Below are 18,743 nucleotides of genomic sequence, written 5' to 3' on the forward strand. Positions count from 1 at the left end.
TGTGCTTTTAATTTTAAGTGTAAATTGAAATATTCTAATTATCCTCTTCTTCCGCCTCCTCTTGAATTAGATCCGTTTTCTCTCTGCTGTCCGCCGCCTCTTGATTCCTGACTTGCTCTAGGAGCTTCAGAGCGCTGAACATTTTGAGATCTTGAAGCATTTGATCTGTTTTCAGAATTTCCTCTGTTTTCTGAATAACTTCTTGGTGCTTCTGTTCTTTGTGTTGGAGCAGGTCTTGAAGTATTCATTCTGTTTTCTGAATAGCCTCTTGGTGCTTCATTGTTTTGAGCAGATGATGTTCTGCCTGTATAAGTTCTGTTTTCAGAATTTGATCTTGTAGAGTAAACATTTGAATTGTTTCTTCCATAGTCATTTCTTGAATCATTTCTTGTTTCTGCTCTGTTTTCATTTCTTACCGGAGCGTTTACACCAGAATTATCTCTATTAGCAGTACTTACACGATTGGTGTTATAAGTTCTATCAGAAGAATTTCTGTTTGAATAGTTTCTGTTATCAGAAGGCGATGCACTTCTATCAGAATTAGATCTGTTTGTATTGTATGTTCTGTTAGATTCTCTGCTCGCAATTCTTCTTTGGTCAAGATCATATCTGTTGCTTACATTTGAGTGTCTATCTGCAAAACTGTAATTAGGTCTCATTCTCTCGTAACCGTAAGTACGTCTTGTTTCGTAGATAGCAGGTGCTCTGTAACTTCTTCTGGTATTTACGTAATTATAAGTATTGTGTACATTAATACATACATTTATATTGTTTCTATATCTGTAAACTGGATAAGGTCTCCAAGCTGTATAATACGTTGGATAATAACCCCAATTCCATGTTGAATAGTAAGGTCTGTAATTAGTAACCCAGAATGAAGTATAAATAACCGGAACTACGCTGTAAACAGGCTCATAGATGTAATTTGCTCCATATAAATAAGAGTTACCTACAATTTGAACGTTTACTTTGTTGTAGTTGTCTCTTTCTACATCAATAGTAGCAACATCCTGATAAACATCACGATCTAAAACGGCTTGGATAATTACAACGTGTGTTCTGTCTTCTACGGATTCGATTACTCTTAAGTAATCTACTTCGTCGTCTCCATTTAAGTCCAGATTGGATATTTGATATTTTGGATCGTTCAATCTTCTTTCAAAATCCTGAAGATTGGCAGATTCCCCAAACATAGAAGCAACTGCTCTAAGATCTAAGTTATCACTTATGTCTGAGTTTTTTGCGTAAACAGTAGTTTGACTTTGTGCAGAACAAGAACCAAAAACTAATGCTACAAGCGCTATTAAAAGTAGTTTCGTTTTCATGATAAAATCATATTAAATTATTGTATTACGAGATATCCAATTACTGTGCCACAATTTTAAAAAGCTATTCGATATGGTTTAAAGTACTTATAGTGAGATTGTTAGTTTTTGTTTAATGATTTTTAATTTTGATTATACAATAAATGGCTTTAAAAATTATTATTTCTTAAAAAAAAGAAAACATATTTGAGATGTTATAAATAATTGTATTTTAGCATTAACCAAAATCTAATTTTATATGAGAAAAATTATACTATTTTGCAGTGTTTTTGTCTTATTTGTTTCTTTTAAAACGCTTAATGGAAGTAATAAACCGATGAACAGCGGTTTTACTTCGATAAAAATAGATACCTTGTTTCAAGATAAAATCAGTATTCGTGCCATAGTAATTGATAAAAACAAAGTTTGGTATGGAGCCGATAATTCTCGTTTTGGTTATTTTGATCTTGATAAGAAAGAAAAATTTGAAGAACGTATTTATCGTGATACACTTAATTTAGAATTTAGAAGCATCGCCCAGACTTCTAAAGATATCTTTCTATTAAGCGTGTCAAATCCGGCTTTATTGTATTCTATTTCAAAAAAAGATCACAAAGCCAAATTGGTTTATAAAGAAGTAAATCCAAAAGTGTTTTACGACAGTATGCAGTTTTGGAATGATAAAGAAGGAATTGCTATTGGTGATCCAACAGAAGATACTTTTTCAGTAATTGTGACAAGAGATGGAGGGGAAACCTGGACTAAATTACTTTCGGATAAATTGCCAACCAATGCTTCTGGTGAAAGTGCTTTTGCGGCAAGTAATACAAATATCGTAATAAAAGGAAATGATACATGGTTAGTTTCGGGAGGGAAAAAAGCACGTGTTTTTTATTCTCCAGATAAAGCTAAAACATGGAAAGTAGTAGAAACTCCAATTGTGCAAGGAAAAACAATGACGGGTATTTTTACAGCTGATTTCTACGATGCAAAACACGGATTTATCGCTGGTGGTGATTATGATCTTCCAAATAAAAAAACAGACAATAAAGCTTTTACTCAAGATGGGGGAAAAACTTGGGAACTAATAGGGCAGAACATGGGCTTTGGTTATGCATCATGTATACAGTACGTACCAGGAGGAAATGGAAAAGAAATTATTTGTGTAGGTTCTGAAGGAATACAATATTCTCAAAATGGCGGCGAAAACTGGATGCAGTTATCTACTGATTCTAAATTGTTTACTATCCGTTTTGTAAACAGGAATACTGCAATTGCTGCAGGATATAACAAAGTAGTCCGACTTAACTTTAAATAAAAAATAAATCCCCTAAATAATAAAGTAAGTATTATTATATAGGGGACTTATCACTGTTGTATTTTTAAAAACTTAATTTTTTCCAGCCTTATCTCGATATTGTTTCAATAATTTGCGGCTGAAATCATCTTCTGATCTTTTAAGTTTTAGTATTTTCTTCGCAGGCAGCACTTTTTTAAGGCTTGTCATAAATTTATCACGTAAAACATAAAGCTCCTTATCTGTGCTTTCAATTTGTGATAATAAGACAACGGCTTCTTTTTCTGAAATAGAATTCAAATTATCATCGTCCAGTTTGCGGAGGTATGTTTTCATTTTTTCATGACGAAGTTCAAATTGCTTGTCATCGTAGGCATTGTAAATTGGCCAGAATTTCTCGGCTTCTGTTGGAGTAAGTTCCAGTTCTGTTGTTAAAAAAGAAACTTTAAGCGCTTTAATTTTTTCACGTTTTTCATCTAATTTATCTTGCGCATAAAATGAAAAAGTGGCTAAAAACAGAATTACTGTTACTATATTTTTGATTTTCATATCGTAATATTTTTGTTTTTATTCAGAAATTAAATTTTCAATGTTTGGGTTTGATGCTAAAATGTCTTCCAGAGTTTCATCTTCAAGGGCAACATTTTTGTTAAGTTTATCAATGTCCTTTGTATCTAGTTCTCTAATTAAATCGTATTGGTTTAAATTAGATTGATAAGCAAGATACGTTTCCAGAGTTGATTCGTCCAATTCTTTCGAAGCCTTATAATAATGATTTGCAGTTGGAATCATAAAAGCAATAAAAATAGCTGCCGCTGCCGCTATCGAAATCACTTTCTTGCGTTTGTAAAGCGGAATTACTTTTACTTCTTTTTCGTTTATCTGTTCTAAAACTTTTGCCGAAAGTGTGTCAAAATAATGGTCTGGAGTTTTAAATCCTGACTTTATTTTCGGTTCGTTTTCTAATTTAAATTCTTTCATAATGTCTGTAAGATTAGATTAGTTACAAAAGGTTTAATTTGATGTAACATATAATTCAATTTTTTTTACCGCATGATGATACGATGCTTTTAAAGCACCTACCGATGTTCCTAAAATTTCTGCGATTTCTTCGTATTTTAATTCTTCGAAATATTTCATTTTAAAAACCAATTGCTGCTTTTCCGGCAAAGTGACAATTGCTTTTTGAAGTTTGAGCTGGATTTCATCGCCGTCATAATGCACATCCGATCGTAGGTTTTCAATCGTTTTGTTTTGTAAATCTTCAGAAGAGATTCCTTTCAACTTTGCCTTTTGATTCAAAAAAGTCAGTGCTTCATTAGTTGCGATTCTATACATCCAGGAAAAAAGTTTACTTTCTCCTTTAAAGTTTTTCAAATACTGAAATACTTTCACAAAAGTGTTCTGCAGAACATCGTCTGCATCGTCATGATTCAAAACAATGTTTCGAATATGAGAATACAGCGGTCTTTGATAATCGGATATGAGTTTTTGAAACGCAGTATTTTGCGTTTTAGGATTCAATAATTGTTCTATAAATTCCTTCTCGTCGACCAAACTTCTTGATTTATCAAACTTTATAAGCAGTTAGATTGAAATTTATATAAAAGGTTTAATCAATCTTCAAAAAAAAATTAAAATTCTGAGTCTTCCTCTGCTGGCGGAGTTGTAGCTGGAGTTGTTGCAGGTTTTTTTACTGGTTTCTGAGCCGGCTTTTGTACGGCAGGTTTAGCAACAGCAGGTTTAGAGCTTGGAGTTGTTTCTCCGGTTTCAGAATTGTAAACAGGTTCTTCAGTTGGTGTTACAGTTGTAGGTGCGGCTGGAACAATTTTCGGTTTAACTGGCAAATAAATTTCTGTTATTAATTTAGATGGACTTTTTGTATCTAATTTACTTACGGTTAAAACTTCAAGATGCGACCAGCTTAATTCTGGGGTTATTTTTTCTTTGTTAATATAAGCAGTCGTTTTGGCAATTGCTTCATTAGTATGAGAATAATCTCCTGTTAATGTTGTTTTTACAGCATCAAAAGCATTTAGTTTTCCTGTCAAAATATCACTTCCAGAACTAGTGGAAATCTCTTTGTTAATAGGTAAGCAAATAGAGATTTTTGCTAATCCTCTCGCAGTATCATAAGTATGGTAAATAATAAATGGTTTTCCGCTGGCACTTAATCCATTGGTTTCGCTAAAATGGATAAGTTTCGGAATAACAATTCTAGCGTTTTTATTGATTTTTGAAATCTCACTTGTAAAAGTCTGTTTGATGTATGGCGTTTCAGTTTTCTTTACTGGTCCGTCTACTTTTACAGCGTAAGTTTTGGTTTCGTAATCTAAGTTTTTGTCAATGTTTACAAGGCTTTTTTCGTAAATAGTTCCAATAACCTTGTCAGATCCTCCGTTAAGTGCGGCGTATATTTTAAATAAGAAACTCATCGTTCCTTTTGCTTTCCAAGTAACTTTTGTTTTTCCTGCTAAAGTATCTTTAAACGTCCAAATTACATCGGCTTCTGTACCGTCGTATTTCATTTTTTGTTCGATACTTTCACCGTCTTTCGCTTTTATTGTTATGGCATTTCCGGTCCCTTCATCGCCTGCCCATGAAAAAGAACCGCCATTTCCAACTGTTTTATTTGGAAAAGTAAACTGCAGTGTTGAATCTTCAACTGCCCAAGATTCAAAATCTTCGTAGTTTCTAAAATCATTTACATAATTGTAAACCGTTGCTTTTGATGAATTAATTACTTTGCTTCTTTCTACAGAGAAAACTCCTTTTTGAGTAGCAACAAAAACAGTAAGAGCAACTAAACTTAATAATAGTAAAAGAAATAAATATTTTAGAATCTTCATTGGGTGCAGGTTTTGCGTAAAGTTATAAATTTTATTGCGAGTCTAAACTAATATAACTAAAAATAAAAAAATAGATTGTGTTATCTTTTTAGAAAGATTTTGATAACAAATAGAATAACAATAAAAAGAAGAAAACCAATTAATACTTTGTAATTTCCTTTGTAAAATACTTTATGAAGCTTAAGATCTCTGCGGTAAGCGAAAATCATAACGATTACAAATGCAATAAAAAAACAGACTCCGAATATTAATTGTCCCTGACTAAACATAGCTAAAAATTATTTTTGGCAAATTTAGAGAATTGTACACGAATTGTTGCTAATTTGCCATTCCATTTAATAAAATAAAAAATGAAAAAACAACTTGATGCGGTTACGGAATTTCATACTGCTTTTAAAATAGGACACAGCCATACTCCCATAGCTGATTTGGGGGCAACAAAAAATCTGCTTCGTTATAATTTAATGAAAGAAGAAAACGAAGAATATCTTGAAGCAGTGCAAAATAATGATCTTGTCGAAATCGCTGATGCTCTTGGCGACATGATGTATATTTTATGCGGTACTATAATAGAACACGGTTTACAGGATAAAATTGAAGCTGTTTTTGATGAAATCCAACGCAGTAATATGAGCAAACTTGGCGAAGACGGCCAGCCGATTTATCGCGAAGACGGAAAAGTAATGAAAGGCCCAAATTATTTTAAACCAGATTTTTCTAAACTTTTATAAAATTAAAAACCCGATAGATTTTAATTTATCGGGTTTTGTTTTAATTAATGATTAATTTTCTTTTTAACAAGCTAATATTTTATATTACCTAATTCATATATTTGTAAGATAATACTTTTATTTTTTAAAATTGGTTTTTATAAATTACAAAAATGGTTATGAAAGATACATGGAAATTAATTTTGCAAGAATTAAGCAGAATTGTTAAAGGTAATAGGAAAGTTAATGCGCCTGCAACAATAGAGGAAATTGAATATTTAGAAAAAACATTAGATGTAAATTTGCCAGATAGTTTTAAAAATTATCTTTTAACTTTTAATGGTCAATCTTGTGAGCTTAATGGGATTCAACCATTGATAGGATATAATAATTTTTTATCAATCGAGGAAATTATAAAGACATGGAGAATGATGAGTGAATTGTTTGATGATGGAGAATCTATTGACTGGGTTAAAGAAAATAGAATTAAACCAGTAATTTGGAATAGAAAATGGATACCTTTTACAGATTATGAAGGTTCACAAAAAATAGTAATTGATTTAGATCCTGGGAAAAATGGTAAGATTGGGCAAATTTTTTGTTATCACTCAGGAATGGATTATGAAGAAACTGAATTTGATGAAATAATTTCTGGTTCTTTTGAAGACTTTTCAAATGAAATATTATATAGATTAAAACAAAATATCATAGAAGTGGATGATGGTATTATTGAATTTACAGATGATTTTATTGTTTAATAACCAATATTTTGTTTAAAATAAAGCTTTCAAAATTAAAAACTAAAAACCTCGATAAATTTTGAATCTATCGAGGTTTTATTTTATTCTGATTTTGGGTTTATTGAACCTTAACTGTCCATCCGTAAGTATCTTCAGAAAGTTTATTTTGAAGACTTGTTAGTTTTTCTTTTAAGAATGAAGCATAAGAGTTTTCAATTGGTGCCATTTCAAAATACTCATCTTTATATGAGAATCCTTTGATAACACTAATAACCGCTGCAGTTCCCGCTCCGAAGATTTCTTTCAAAGATCCGTTTTTAGCAGCTTCAACCAATTCAGAAACAATTACTGGGCGAACTTCTACATTTAATCCTTCTTTTTCTGCCATTGCAATCAAACTTTTTCTAGTAACACCATCTAAAATTCTTTCGCTTGTTGGAGCAGTTAATAAAGTATCATTAATTCTGAAGAAAACATTCATCGTTCCTGCTTCTTCTAATTTTGTGTGTGTTGCATCATCAGTCCAGATAACTTGTTGGAAACCATCTTTGTTTGCCAAATTAGTTGGATAAAACTGAGCAGCGTAATTTCCTGCTGCTTTTGCAGCTCCAATTCCACCATTTGCAGCACGGCTATAGTGTTCTGCAATGATTACTTTTACTTCACCACCATAATAGGCTTTTGCAGGAGAAAGTAAAATCATAAATTTATATTCGTCAGATGGATTTGCGATCACTCCAGGTCCTGTAGCAATCATAAAAGGACGAATGTACATACTGGCACCATTTCCTCTTTGAACCCATTCCTGGTCGATTTTTAATAATTCATTTAAACCTTCCATGAAAATGTCTTCAGGTACTTCTGGCATTGCCATACGAACCGCAGAGTTGTTGAAACGTTTGTAATTTTCATCAGGTCTAAATAACCAAACATCATTATTTTCATCTTTATAAGCTTTCATTCCTTCAAAAATAGCTTGACCGTAATGAAAGACTTTTGAAGAAGGATCCATTAAAATGGGAGCATAAGGCTTAATGACCGGAGTCTGCCATTGTCCATTTTTGTAATCACATTCAAATAAGTGGTCTGTAAATACAGCACCAAAGCTTAAGTTTTCAAAGTCTACAGAACTTATCTTAGACGATTCAGCTTTTCTGATTTCGATTTTGCTTGTTTGAGTTGTACTCATAATTATGTAAAGTTTTTATCTAATTTGTATTCTTACAGATGAAATATATAACGTAATGATCTGGTGAAGAATAGGTTTTACTGAATGCAAAATTACGGAAAAATATATAATTTTCTTAGCGGAAAAACATTAATTCCTCCTTTTGATTGAGATTTATTTATCTTATAATAAACCTAAATTTTTGAGGAAGTTTTATAAAGAATTTATCAAAAAAGTGTCATTTTTTAAGGCTTTACGCATTAGTTTTGATTAATTTTGAGGAAGAAAACGGACTGAAAATCAGTAAAACGCCATTATTAAATTCGAAAAATCGTGAAAAGAGAAATAATTAAAACGCTAGATGGTTCAACCACAATTCATTTAGAAGAATGGAATGAAAGTTACCACTCGAAGCATGGTGCTATACAAGAAGCCAAACACGTATTTATAAAGAATGGACTTTCATTATTTGAAAATAATCCTGTACGTATAATGGAAATTGGCTTTGGAACAGGACTAAATGCTTTTATTACTTTTTTAGAATCTGAAAATAAAAATCAGGAAATTGATTATGTTGGAATAGAGGGATATCCAGTAAATGCTGATGAAGTTTTAGCTATGAATTACGTTGAAGAACTAGAGGCGTTGGAATTTCGTAACATTTTTCAAGAAATGCATAAATCAGAATGGGGTAAAAAAATAGAAATTAGCAGCCGTTTCTCGTTAACTAAAAGGAAACAATTTTTTGATGAAATAAACGATTTTGAAATTTTCGATTTGATTTACTTTGATGCTTTCGGATACCGGGTACAGCCGGAGCTTTGGAGTACTGAAATTTTTCAGAAAATGTACAATAGTTTAAAACCTAATGGAGTACTTGTTACTTATGCAGCCCGCGGAGTTGTGAAAAGAAGTATGATTTCTGTTGGGTTTACAGTCGAAAAATTAGCAGGTCCTCCAGGAAAACGAGAAATGTTTAGAGCCTTTAAAAAGGTATAATTTAGTTGTTTAGAATGGTTCTATATTGATTTATATGTACTAAGAAAACGTATTCGTTGATAAAGTTTTTAAAAAAATAAGTTAAAAAGAAACTTTATATGTGATTAATGTTTACATTTGGTGCGAGTTTAAAAATATAGATAACCCCCAAAAATCTTATTTTATTATGTCAAAAATGATGTTTGATTACACGAAATCAATACTTGAGAGAGTAAGTTTCGATCCGGTGCTTTTCTGCAAAGAGCTAGAAAAAGCTATCAAAACACTGTTACCATACGAAATGGAACAATTGCAAGAGTGGTTATTAAGTTTTGTAATCGAAAAACCAGAATTAAAACAAAGTCTACTACTAATTAAAGTATAAAAAAAAGGAGCCGAATTGGCTCCTTTTTTTATGATTACTTTTTTTGCAGCGGACTAATGATTTGAACATTTTGAAAAACAATTGCTCCTTTTACAACTCCAGCAATTGTAGATCTGATGGCGTCAATGATTTGCATTTTTAATTCGCTCTTTGGGTAAATTAAACTTACCTCGCGAGCAGGTTTTGGTTCCTTAAAATTACGTAGTTTCAGTTTATCGGATTCTTTTAAGTCTAAGGTGTGCAAGTACGGAAGTAACGTTGTGCCCAGACCTTCGTCGGCTAACTTAATAAGGGTTTCAAAGCTTCCGCTTTGGATCTGGAAATTATTTTGGTCTGCATCTGAAACACTTTTGCAAAGATTTAAAATTCCATCTCTAAAACAATGTCCGTCTTGTAAAAGCAGGATTTCATTTAAATTTAAATCAGCAACTTCAATTTCTTGTTTTTGAAAACTCGCATGATGCTCTGGAATATATGCTACAAAAGGTTCAAAATATAGTACAATTTCTTTTATTTTTTCGTCTTCAAGCGGAGTTGCCGCAATAGCAGCATCTAAATGACCGTTTTTTAGTTTTACTATAATTTCTTCTGTATTAAGCTCTTCGATTAAAAGTTTAACTTTTGGATATTTTTTAATGAAGTTGTTTAAAAACATTGGAAGAAGTGTAGGCATGATAGTTGGAATAATTCCCAGACGGAATTCACCTCCAATAAAACCTTTTTGCTGTTCAACAATATCTTTAATACGTTCTGCTTCGTTTACAATATTCTTTGCTTGGTTAACAATCTTCTGACCTATATCAGTCAGCTGGATTGGTTTTTTGCTTCGATCAAAAATTAAAATGTTTAATTCTTCTTCAATCTTTTGAATCTGCATACTTAAAGTAGGCTGGGTTACAAAACATTTTTCGGCTGCAAGAGTAAAATTTTTGTGCTCGGCAACAGCTAATACATATTGTAATTGAGTTATCGTCATTTTGATAGTAAATTTTGATGCAAAAATAAGAAAATATAATTTTTAATTATATAAAATTTTTCAAACTTACTTTAAATTTGTAGTAAATTAGTGTAAAAAATAAGATTATGAAAACAAATATTTTAGGGTTGCCTGTAAAAGAATCAGAATTATTAGTAAAAGAATTAAATACATTATTATCAAATTTTCAGGTTTACTATCAAAATCTGCGCGGAATTCACTGGAATATTCGCGGAAAACGTTTCTTTGATTTGCATGTAAAATTTGAAGAATTATATACTGATGCTCAATTAAAAATAGATATGATAGCCGAAAGGGTTTTAACCATAGGAGGAACCCCTTTGCATACTTTTGACGACTATATTAAAAACAACAAATTAACGGTTGGGAAAAATATTTCAAATGACGAAAAAGCAGTTCAGTTGATTGTAAATTCATTATCTGATTTGTTAAAAATCGAAAGAGAAATATTAGACAAATCTGGAGAAATCAATGACGAAGGAACAAATTCTATGATGAGTGACTTCATTTCAGAGCAGGAAAAAACGATCTGGATGATGAATGCATGGCTAGATGAAAGCTTGTAATGATTTGTTTGCTACTGTATTAAAGCAGAATAGTCAGTTTTGACTATTCTGCTTTTTAATTTTTGTTAAAATTGTATAAAAATTTTACTTCCTGGCTTTGATTTTATTTGTTTAACGTTATTTTTGTTTCAATGAAATTAGTAGCACGCATATTATTATTCATATTTATAGCCTTTTTGTCGACCCCAACTATTGTTCAGGCGATCAAGAAAGGCAATAATTCCTGCGTGTCTTTTAGTATTGCCGAAGAAGAAGTTCATAAAGAACTGAAATCTATAGTTCATCCTACAATTTTAGAACATGAAATTTTAATTCCGGTTTATATCGAGAAGAAAACGATCATTTCTGAAAATATCGTAAAATTAGATAACATTTCTCCGAGCATATTTGCTCCACCTCCCAATTTAGTATAATACTTCCGATTGTTTAAAAGCAGCTGTATTTAAATAAATGCAGTTAGATCTTTATGTATCAATTTTTTAGTATTGTATTATGACAAAAAAAATCAATCTTTTTGCCAACCTTAAGTCTGACTTTGCTTCAGGGTTAGTGGTTTTTTTGGTGGCTCTTCCATTGTGTTTAGGTATTGCAATGGCTTCTGGAGCGCCGTTATTTTCTGGAATTATTGCGGGTGTTGTTGGAGGTATAGTGGTAGGATATTTAAGCCAGTCACATATTAGTGTTTCTGGTCCAGCTGCCGGTTTAACAGCTATTGTTTTGACTGCTATTACTGATTTTGGCGCTTTTGATGTGTTTTTGCTGTCAGTATTCATTGCAGGAATTATTCAATTAGCATTAGGATTTTTAAAAGCCGGAAGTATATCCAATTATTTTCCAACCAACGTAATAGAAGGAATGCTGGCGGGTATTGGAATTATTATTATTCTAAAACAAATTCCGCACGCATTTGGTTACGATGCAGATTTTGAAGGAGATCAAGCTTTCATTCAAAATGATGGAAGCAACTCATTTTCATTTCTTTTTGATGTCTTAAATCATATTCATTTAGGCGCAGTTGTAGTGTCGTTACTATCACTTGCTGTACTTATTTCTTGGGATAAAATACCTTTTTTAAAGCGATTAAAATTGGTTCCGGGAGCTCTTGTAGCCGTTATTCTAGGAGTAATTTTAAATGAAATTTTTATATCTACAGGTAGCTCATTGGCAATTGCAAAAGACCATTTGGTTTCCTTGCCTGTTCCAAAATCTTTTGATGAATTTAAATCAATTCTTGTTGCACCAAACTTCACTGCTATTACAAATCCGCAAGTTTGGGTTGTAGCTGTTACAATTGCCATTGTAGCTTCTATTGAAACACTTTTATGTATTGAAGCATCTGATAGAATGGATGTTCAAAAACGTTATACAAACACCAATGTCGAGTTAAGAGCTCAAGGTATTGGTAACATGGTAAGTGCACTTTTAGGAGGACTTCCTATGACTTCGGTTGTGGTTCGATCTTCTGCGAATAATAATGCAGGGGCAAAATCAAAAATGTCTACCATTATTCACGGTGTGCTTTTATTAATAAGCGTCTTATCTATTCCTGCCATTTTAAACAAAATTCCGTTGGCAACACTGGCTACCGTTTTGATTTTGGTAGGATATAAATTAGCTAAACCAGCAACCTTTATGCATTTCTGGGAAAAAGGAAAATACCAGTTTATCCCTTTCATTGCAACTTTGGTCTTTGTCGTTGCGACAGATTTGCTAAAAGGTGTTGCGTTAGGAATTATCATTAGTATCATTTTCGTTTTAAGAGGAAACCTGAAAAGAGCTTACAACTTTAAAAAAGAAGAATACGAAGATGGCGATATCATTCATATCGATTTAGCTCAGGAAGTTTCTTTCCTTAATAAAGCTGCTATTAAGCAGACCTTAAATGATATTCCTGAAAATTCAAAAGTAATTATCAATGCTCATGATACAGAATATATCGCGCATGATGTTCTGGATTTAATTCGTGAATTTAAAGAAACCCGTGCTGTTGATGAAAACATCACCGTAAAACTAACTGGTTTTAAAGAAGCTTATGAATTAGAAAATACTCCTGAAAACGGTAATCATGTTACTATAGAGCATTATTACGATATTGTAAAAAGAGAAGTCGTAAGAAAAGAAGAAGTCAAAGAAGATTTTTAAAACAAATTATATCAAAAGATATTTATCAGGTTTGAGAACTATCAAAATTTAAATAACTTTACAAAAATTAAAAGTCTTTTTGATATGCTTAAGCATTGATAATACAAAAAACTAAAAAAAAATGAGAGAGTTTTATAAACAAATACTTGAGAACAACAAGAAATGGGTCGAGGATTCGTTAGCGAAAGATCCTAATTATTTTGCTGATTTGGCAAAAGGACAATCTCCGCCTTTATTATGGATTGGTTGTTCTGACAGCCGTGTTCCTGCAAACGAAATTATCGGTGCTAAACCAGGTGAAGTTTTCGTGCACAGAAATATTGCCAACATGGTAGTGCACTCAGATATGAACATGTTAAGTGTACTGGATTATGCAGTAAATGTTTTAAAAGTAAAACACGTGATTGTATGCGGACATTACGGATGCGGCGGTGTTAAAGCGGCAATGGGTAAACAATCAGTTGGAATTATTGATAACTGGCTTCGTCACATTAAAGATGAATACCGTTTACACGACAAGTATTTGAACTCTATTGAAGACGAAACAGAGCGTTTCAACACATTCGTAGAAATCAACGCAAAAGAACAGGTTTACAATCTGGCAAAAACTTCAATTGTGCAGGGCGCTTGGAAAAATGGCCAAGATTTAATGCTTCACGGATGGGTGTACGGATTAAATTCTGGTTTCGTAACCGATTTAAATGTAACGATTAGTTCAAACGAAGAACTGGATGAAGTTTATCAGCTTGATCTTTAATATAAAAAGAAAAAAATCGCCTCAAGAGGGCGATTTTTTTTATTCGTTTTCATCTAAATTTTCATTAAAGGCAGATGGTAACATAGTTGGAATAAACTTAATTAATATCGGCAGTAATAAACTTCCGCCCGGAAGCAGGAAAATTGTTAATGATGGTATGGTTTTACAAATATCCAAAAGTTGTTTTTTGACTTTCTTTTTTTCTTTCGGATCAAGATCTCGAGTTGTTGAATAAGCCAGTAAAACCATTAATTCCTTACTTTGAACAATTTCTTTAATCAATCTGTTTTTATTTCTTACGATTAATTTCATAACGCTGTGCGTCATCTGGTCATAAAAATGTTTTACAGGATTTGAATAATTGAAATACGGAATTTTCTGCTTATGAGTGGTAATAAATGTGTTGGTTGTACTGATGCTTTGAGTTACAAAATCATCAGAAACTCCCATTGTTGAACCCAGTGAATATAAAAAGTACGATTCTTCGTTTTCTACAACACCATCGCTCCAAAGCGCCATTCCAGCCATATCAATTAAATAATATTGCTCTAATTTGTTTTTGAAGTAATCGAGGTGCAATGTTTCTAAGGTTTCAACCGTAACTTTCGAAAATTTCGAATATCGGATTGAAGCTTCGAAAAGTTTAATTAATAAATCGTCGTGCTGCGATTTTACAGTTTTGGTTTTTAAAGCCAAGCCTACAATTCCCAACACGGTTTCTTCAATACGTTTTAGATATTTTTCCGGAATTTCTCCGTGCTCCAAATATTTTCTAAAGGCCAAAACATCAATAAATAAAAGCGCATTGGTTACCAAATGCGAAAAGTTTTTACTGATGATACTGTCATTTGTTTGAACTCTTTCGTCAATTATGGTTTCTAGCGATAAAGAAGGCGTATCTTTTGGGAGTAACATTTTAAACAAATTAAACCCTTCAGGATTCATCTGTTTGTAGAATTTTAAAACTTCATTGATAAAGTTTCTAGGTTCGGAATTCCTTTTTTCTAAACAAAATACATGGTAAAGTGTATTTAATAAAGCTACTTTAGAGATTTCAGTTTTAAACCAGCCTTTTATAGCGATGGGAACTTGTGAATCAATTGCAATAATATGGCCGTATATAAAGCCGGTTTCCCTCACTTTATAGTAGAACGAATCTGTAGTCTCAAAAGGGATTGCCTCTGAAAACTTCTGCTCACTAAAAAATTTATCTATCCAGCCGTGTGCTGATGGGTTAATCATTGCATTACATTTATAACTGCAAAGCTATATCTTTTTCTTGTTACAGAATATATTAAAATAAAATAACCACTAGATTTTTGTGAAAAATAGTGGTTATTATAATTTTTTCTTATTTAATGATTCCTGCACAAGCTACTCGTCCTCCAGCATTTCCAGTCGGTTGAGTTGTAAAATCATCTGTTCCTTGGTGTACGATTAAACCTTTTCCGATTACGTTTTTAGTAGCGTCGTCGCAACCAATACACCATTCGTCAGTAGTAAAAGTGATTGTTCCGTTACCTTTTGCATCAGCTGTAAAGTTTCCAATATCACCTTTATGATATTCTCCAACTCCCCATTTTCCGTGTTTTTTGAAAGTTGGGTTCCAGTGTCCGCCTGCAGAACTTCCATCTGCCGAGCTGCAATCTGCTTTTTCGTGAATGTGTATGGCGTGAACTCCCGGCTCTAAACCGCTTACTTTAGCAGTAAAAGTTACTTGTCCGTTTTTTTCAGTAAAAGTCGCTGTTCCGGCTACTTTACTATTACTTTTTGGTTCTAATGCTACAGTTAGTGTTTTAGCATCATTTGATTTTGTATTTGTTTTACAACCAATAATTAAGGCTGAAATTATAGCGAATGATACGATTAATTTTTTCATATGAATGGGCAATTAAATTAAAGATTAAGTAAATTTAACATAAAATAACGGAATTGATTAACTCAAAAAGTTAAAAAAAAGTCAAACTATACGTTATAATTTAAGATCGATTGAGTTCAAAACCGGAAAATATTGTTTAAATTCGTAAGTGATTTAACGAATAATTTCTGAAAATATTAATCTCTAATTCACTCATATTTAATTCTTAAGGTTATGATGAAAAAGATTTTTTCCTTCATTTTTATAAGTATGATAGCAGTTTCCTGTAATTGTACTAAAAACAAAAAAAGTAATATTTCGCAATTAGAAGGAAGCTGGGAGCTTAATTATATCACCGGTCCAAAAATTGCTTTTGATGGTTTGTACCCAAATAAAAAACCAAGTATTAATTTCGATTTGAAAGAAAATCGAGTTTCTGGAAATAACAGCTGTAATACATATTCAGGGAAATTAGTTTTGGATGGAAACAAAATTGATTTTACACAGCCTATGATGTCTACCAAAATGATGTGTTTAGACGGGCAGGGAGAGAAGATTTATATGAATACACTTCAAAAAGTCACTTCATATGATATTACAGATGACGGCAAAACGCTCAATTTTATTTCGGGAGATATTGCAGTAATGAGATTTACAAGAAAATAATAATCGAATGAAAACGAAGATATACATTGTAATGCTTATAAGTATTTTGAGTTTTTCGGTTTACGGACAGGAAAAAACAAAAAAAGAACTTAAAGCTGAAAAGGAGCTGAAAAAACAAAAAGAAATCGAAGCCCTAATTGATGCTAAGAATTTTGTTTTTGAAGCACAAAAATTGACACCACAGGGTGGAAGGTTGATTAATTTAGATTACGGAGTGTATTTTTTGAAATTTAATGAAGAAAAAACAACTTGTGATCTTCCTTTTTTCGGACGTGGATTTAATGTTGGTTATGGAAGTGACGGTGGAATTAAATTTGAAGGCAAACCTGAGAACCTTAAAATTGAAAAGAAAAAGAAGAGTTTTATATTGAAAACAACTGTAAAAGGAAAAGATGACGTTTATGATTTAATGTTCACGATTTTTTTTGATGGCGGAACTTCACTTTCAGTAAACAGCAACAACAGATCACCAATTTTTTATGATGGAGAAATAAGCGCTCCCAAAACAGATAAAAAGTAGAATTGATTTTTTTGTTTTGAATAAGGCTTAAAATAGTGTAATGAGTTAACAATCAGAATGCATAATTATTTAGAAACAAAATTTAAAAATCGAAACTATGAAAAAAGTAAGTCTTATTTTTATGATGGCTTTTGCCATGTTTTCATCTTATGCACAGTCTTCCTTTAAAGAAGATGTAGATGTTTTACAAAGTGTTTACGGAAAATCTAAAAGTGATTTGGTAAAACAGTATATGAATTTGTCTGATGCACAATCTGCTGCTTTTACAAAAGTTTATGATGATTATGAAACAAAGAGAAAAGCCCTCGGACAAACCAAATTTCAACTTATAAATGATTACGCTGCGAATTATGAAACTTTGACTAATGCTAAAGCCGACGAGCTGGCTAAAGGAACTTTAAAAAATCATATTAGTTACGAAAAACTATATTGCAAAACGTATTCAAAAGCTAAAAAAGCAATTGGAGCTATTAATGCAGCAAAATTCATTCAGCTTGAAGTATATCTGCAGACTATAATCAGAGCAGAGATTTTAGAATCTATTCCGTTTATTGGAGAATTGGATAAAACTAAAATTCAATAACTTTTATATAAAAAGAAAAACGGCAGTCGCTCCAAGAGTTACTGCCGTTTTTTTTATTTAATGCTGTATTTATTTAGCTGTTTTTACTTCATAGATGGCATTTACCATTCCGTCTCTAAAAGTGTCTAAAGTCAATTCCCAAAACATAATACCGCCAAGTTTTTTAGCTTTTGCATATTCAGTTTTAGCTTTAATAGATTTAAGATCGTCAGAAGTTGCAAATGTTTTAGTTTGTGCATTATACCAGTATGGTGCTTTTGCTTTGTCATCCCAGAAATATTTCCATCCGTTTGCTTCTGTATAAGTAGAGGCAAAGTTTTTAAAATCAACACCTTGAATATGTTCTCCCGCTTGATATAATCCATTGTTGATGTTTTCTACATTTTTCCAAGTTCTAGAATAAAATGCACCTCCTATGATTAATTTTTCAGCAGGAACTCCTTGATTTAATAAATAAGTAACCGCACGGTCTGTAGATTCTTCTTTTGGGTTTGTGCTGTATAAAGGCGTGTGGTGTCCAGTAACAGTAGAATATCCGTTTACTAAATCGTAACTCATAATATTGATACGATTTACCAAAGGAGCTATTGCATGCCAGTCAATTGATTCGTCTAGATATTTTTGAAAACCTCCGGCAGCAAAACTTAGTTCGTATTTTTTTCCTAAAGTAGAACGTAAAATTTTGATTAATTCAGTAAAATTAGGTTTGTCAACCGGTTGGTATAAATGTCCAGGAAGACCTTCGATGGCAGGATATTCCCAATCTAAATCTAAACCGTCAACTTTAAAATAATCGCTTACTTCTTTTACTGATTTAGCAAATTTTAGTCTTCCTTCGGCTGTAGAGAAAGCTTGAGAGCAAGGTTCGCAGCCTCCCCATCCGCCAAGGGAAAGTACAATTTTTAACTGCGGATTTTTAGATTTAAGTGAAACTAAATGTTTAATAGTAATAGAATCCTTTGCCGAATCAACGCTTAATTTTCCATCTTTTAAATGACAAAAACTAAAGATAATTTGATTCAATTTATTGACTTCGTATTCATCGATAAGTTTCGAGTCACCTGTATAGTAAGCTATAATGTCCATTTTTTTGTTTTTCTGTGCGTGGATGTTTGTGGCAAAAATGCACAAGAAGATAAAGGCGAATAAATTGATTTGTTTCATTGTTTATTGTTTTTTGGAGTTTTAAAGCGTTAAAGATAAAACATTAGAATTGAATGTTT

22 protein-coding genes are annotated in these 18,743 nt (G+C 32.1%); 12 read left to right on the forward strand and 10 right to left on the reverse strand.

Annotated elements, in window-relative coordinates; all coding sequences use genetic code 11:
* Positions 1 to 38: 38 nt before the first annotated feature.
* The gene (locus J0383_RS17270) at positions 39 to 1,325 is read right to left on the reverse strand and encodes a hypothetical protein (RefSeq protein ID WP_207295219.1); all 1,287 of its coding nucleotides are present in this window, start codon (positions 1,323 to 1,325) and stop codon (positions 39 to 41) included.
* A 238-nt stretch (positions 1,326 to 1,563) separates the two neighbouring features.
* Between J0383_RS17270 and J0383_RS17275 the strand changes: the two genes are divergently transcribed.
* A complete protein-coding gene (locus J0383_RS17275) occupies positions 1,564 to 2,622 on the forward strand; it encodes a WD40/YVTN/BNR-like repeat-containing protein (RefSeq protein ID WP_207295220.1) in 1,059 nt (352 codons plus the stop codon).
* A 72-nt stretch (positions 2,623 to 2,694) separates the two neighbouring features.
* On the opposite strand, the gene J0383_RS17280 is transcribed toward J0383_RS17275, so the two are convergent.
* The 4 genes from J0383_RS17280 to J0383_RS17295 form a co-directional block, all read right to left on the reverse strand.
* Positions 2,695 to 3,150, reverse strand: a complete 456-nt coding sequence (locus J0383_RS17280) for a sensor of ECF-type sigma factor (RefSeq protein ID WP_207295221.1) — start codon at positions 3,148 to 3,150, stop codon at positions 2,695 to 2,697.
* Between the two features lie 18 nt (positions 3,151 to 3,168).
* Positions 3,169 to 3,582: a hypothetical protein gene (locus tag J0383_RS17285; protein WP_207295222.1), complete on the reverse strand. Its 414-nt coding sequence runs from the start codon at positions 3,580 to 3,582 to the stop codon at positions 3,169 to 3,171.
* A gap of 33 nt (positions 3,583 to 3,615) precedes the next feature.
* A complete protein-coding gene (locus J0383_RS17290; protein WP_207295223.1) occupies positions 3,616 to 4,158 on the reverse strand; it encodes an RNA polymerase sigma factor in 543 nt (180 codons plus the stop codon).
* A gap of 77 nt (positions 4,159 to 4,235) precedes the next feature.
* On the reverse strand, positions 4,236 to 5,450 hold the full coding sequence (locus tag J0383_RS17295; RefSeq protein ID WP_207295224.1) for an SRPBCC family protein: 1,215 nt from the start codon (positions 5,448 to 5,450) through the stop codon (positions 4,236 to 4,238).
* Positions 5,451 to 5,800: 350 nt separating this feature from the next.
* Between J0383_RS17295 and J0383_RS17300 the strand changes: the two genes are divergently transcribed.
* Together J0383_RS17300 and J0383_RS17305 are read left to right on the forward strand one after the other, a co-directional pair.
* On the forward strand, positions 5,801 to 6,181 hold the full coding sequence (locus J0383_RS17300) for a pyrophosphohydrolase domain-containing protein (RefSeq protein WP_207295225.1): 381 nt from the start codon (positions 5,801 to 5,803) through the stop codon (positions 6,179 to 6,181).
* 158 nt (positions 6,182 to 6,339) lie between these two features.
* On the forward strand, positions 6,340 to 6,918 hold the full coding sequence (locus J0383_RS17305) for an SMI1/KNR4 family protein (protein ID WP_207295226.1): 579 nt from the start codon (positions 6,340 to 6,342) through the stop codon (positions 6,916 to 6,918).
* Positions 6,919 to 7,018: 100 nt separating this feature from the next.
* Here J0383_RS17305 and J0383_RS17310 read toward each other — a convergent pair whose 3' ends face one another.
* The gene (locus tag J0383_RS17310; protein WP_207295227.1) at positions 7,019 to 8,089 is read right to left on the reverse strand and encodes a branched-chain amino acid aminotransferase; all 1,071 of its coding nucleotides are present in this window, start codon (positions 8,087 to 8,089) and stop codon (positions 7,019 to 7,021) included.
* Positions 8,090 to 8,401: 312 nt separating this feature from the next.
* Between J0383_RS17310 and mnmD the strand changes: the two genes are divergently transcribed.
* Positions 8,402 to 9,067: a tRNA (5-methylaminomethyl-2-thiouridine)(34)-methyltransferase MnmD gene (gene mnmD, locus J0383_RS17315; RefSeq protein ID WP_207295228.1), complete on the forward strand. Its 666-nt coding sequence runs from the start codon at positions 8,402 to 8,404 to the stop codon at positions 9,065 to 9,067.
* A 166-nt stretch (positions 9,068 to 9,233) separates the two neighbouring features.
* Positions 9,234 to 9,431, forward strand: coding sequence for a hypothetical protein (locus tag J0383_RS23705; RefSeq protein WP_026730370.1), 198 nt, complete (start codon positions 9,234 to 9,236; stop codon positions 9,429 to 9,431).
* Positions 9,432 to 9,465: 34 nt separating this feature from the next.
* On the opposite strand, the gene J0383_RS17320 is transcribed toward J0383_RS23705, so the two are convergent.
* The gene (locus tag J0383_RS17320) at positions 9,466 to 10,407 is read right to left on the reverse strand and encodes a LysR substrate-binding domain-containing protein (RefSeq protein ID WP_207295229.1); all 942 of its coding nucleotides are present in this window, start codon (positions 10,405 to 10,407) and stop codon (positions 9,466 to 9,468) included.
* 107 nt (positions 10,408 to 10,514) lie between these two features.
* Between J0383_RS17320 and J0383_RS17325 the strand changes: the two genes are divergently transcribed.
* The 4 genes from J0383_RS17325 (at position 10,515) to can (ending at position 13,893) form a co-directional block, all read left to right on the forward strand.
* Complete coding sequence (locus J0383_RS17325) at positions 10,515 to 10,994, forward strand: Dps family protein (RefSeq protein ID WP_207295230.1); 480 nt, start codon at positions 10,515 to 10,517, stop codon at positions 10,992 to 10,994.
* 131 nt (positions 10,995 to 11,125) lie between these two features.
* On the forward strand, positions 11,126 to 11,407 hold the full coding sequence (locus J0383_RS17330) for a hypothetical protein (protein WP_239023091.1): 282 nt from the start codon (positions 11,126 to 11,128) through the stop codon (positions 11,405 to 11,407).
* A 79-nt stretch (positions 11,408 to 11,486) separates the two neighbouring features.
* On the forward strand, positions 11,487 to 13,136 hold the full coding sequence (locus J0383_RS17335; protein WP_207295232.1) for a SulP family inorganic anion transporter: 1,650 nt from the start codon (positions 11,487 to 11,489) through the stop codon (positions 13,134 to 13,136).
* Positions 13,137 to 13,257: 121 nt separating this feature from the next.
* Complete coding sequence (gene can / locus J0383_RS17340; protein WP_207295233.1) at positions 13,258 to 13,893, forward strand: carbonate dehydratase; 636 nt, start codon at positions 13,258 to 13,260, stop codon at positions 13,891 to 13,893.
* A 39-nt stretch (positions 13,894 to 13,932) separates the two neighbouring features.
* Here can and J0383_RS17345 read toward each other — a convergent pair whose 3' ends face one another.
* Both J0383_RS17345 and J0383_RS17350 read right to left on the reverse strand, forming a co-directional pair.
* Complete coding sequence (locus J0383_RS17345; protein ID WP_207295234.1) at positions 13,933 to 15,135, reverse strand: LETM1-related biofilm-associated protein; 1,203 nt, start codon at positions 15,133 to 15,135, stop codon at positions 13,933 to 13,935.
* Positions 15,136 to 15,244: 109 nt separating this feature from the next.
* Positions 15,245 to 15,772 (reverse strand): superoxide dismutase family protein, encoded by a 528-nt coding sequence (locus tag J0383_RS17350; protein WP_207295235.1) that lies wholly within the window; start codon positions 15,770 to 15,772, stop codon positions 15,245 to 15,247.
* Between the two features lie 249 nt (positions 15,773 to 16,021).
* On the opposite strand from J0383_RS17350, the gene J0383_RS17355 reads away from it, so the two are divergent.
* The 3 genes from J0383_RS17355 to J0383_RS17365 all read left to right on the forward strand — a co-directional run bounded on the left by J0383_RS17355 (position 16,022) and on the right by J0383_RS17365 (position 17,520).
* A complete protein-coding gene (locus J0383_RS17355) occupies positions 16,022 to 16,417 on the forward strand; it encodes an META domain-containing protein (RefSeq protein ID WP_239023092.1) in 396 nt (131 codons plus the stop codon).
* 7 nt (positions 16,418 to 16,424) lie between these two features.
* Positions 16,425 to 16,937: a DUF4251 domain-containing protein gene (locus J0383_RS17360; RefSeq protein WP_207295237.1), complete on the forward strand. Its 513-nt coding sequence runs from the start codon at positions 16,425 to 16,427 to the stop codon at positions 16,935 to 16,937.
* 97 nt (positions 16,938 to 17,034) lie between these two features.
* Positions 17,035 to 17,520: a hypothetical protein gene (locus tag J0383_RS17365; RefSeq protein WP_207295238.1), complete on the forward strand. Its 486-nt coding sequence runs from the start codon at positions 17,035 to 17,037 to the stop codon at positions 17,518 to 17,520.
* Positions 17,521 to 17,589: 69 nt separating this feature from the next.
* Here the strand turns inward: J0383_RS17365 and J0383_RS17370 are convergent, their stop codons facing one another.
* Complete coding sequence (locus J0383_RS17370; protein WP_207295239.1) at positions 17,590 to 18,684, reverse strand: glycoside hydrolase family 18 protein; 1,095 nt, start codon at positions 18,682 to 18,684, stop codon at positions 17,590 to 17,592.
* Between the last annotated feature and the right edge of the window lie 59 nt (positions 18,685 to 18,743).

Origin of the sequence: Flavobacterium endoglycinae (genome assembly GCF_017352115.1) — a bacterium.
In the GTDB taxonomy this organism is placed as follows: Bacteria; Bacteroidota; Bacteroidia; order Flavobacteriales; family Flavobacteriaceae; genus Flavobacterium; species Flavobacterium endoglycinae.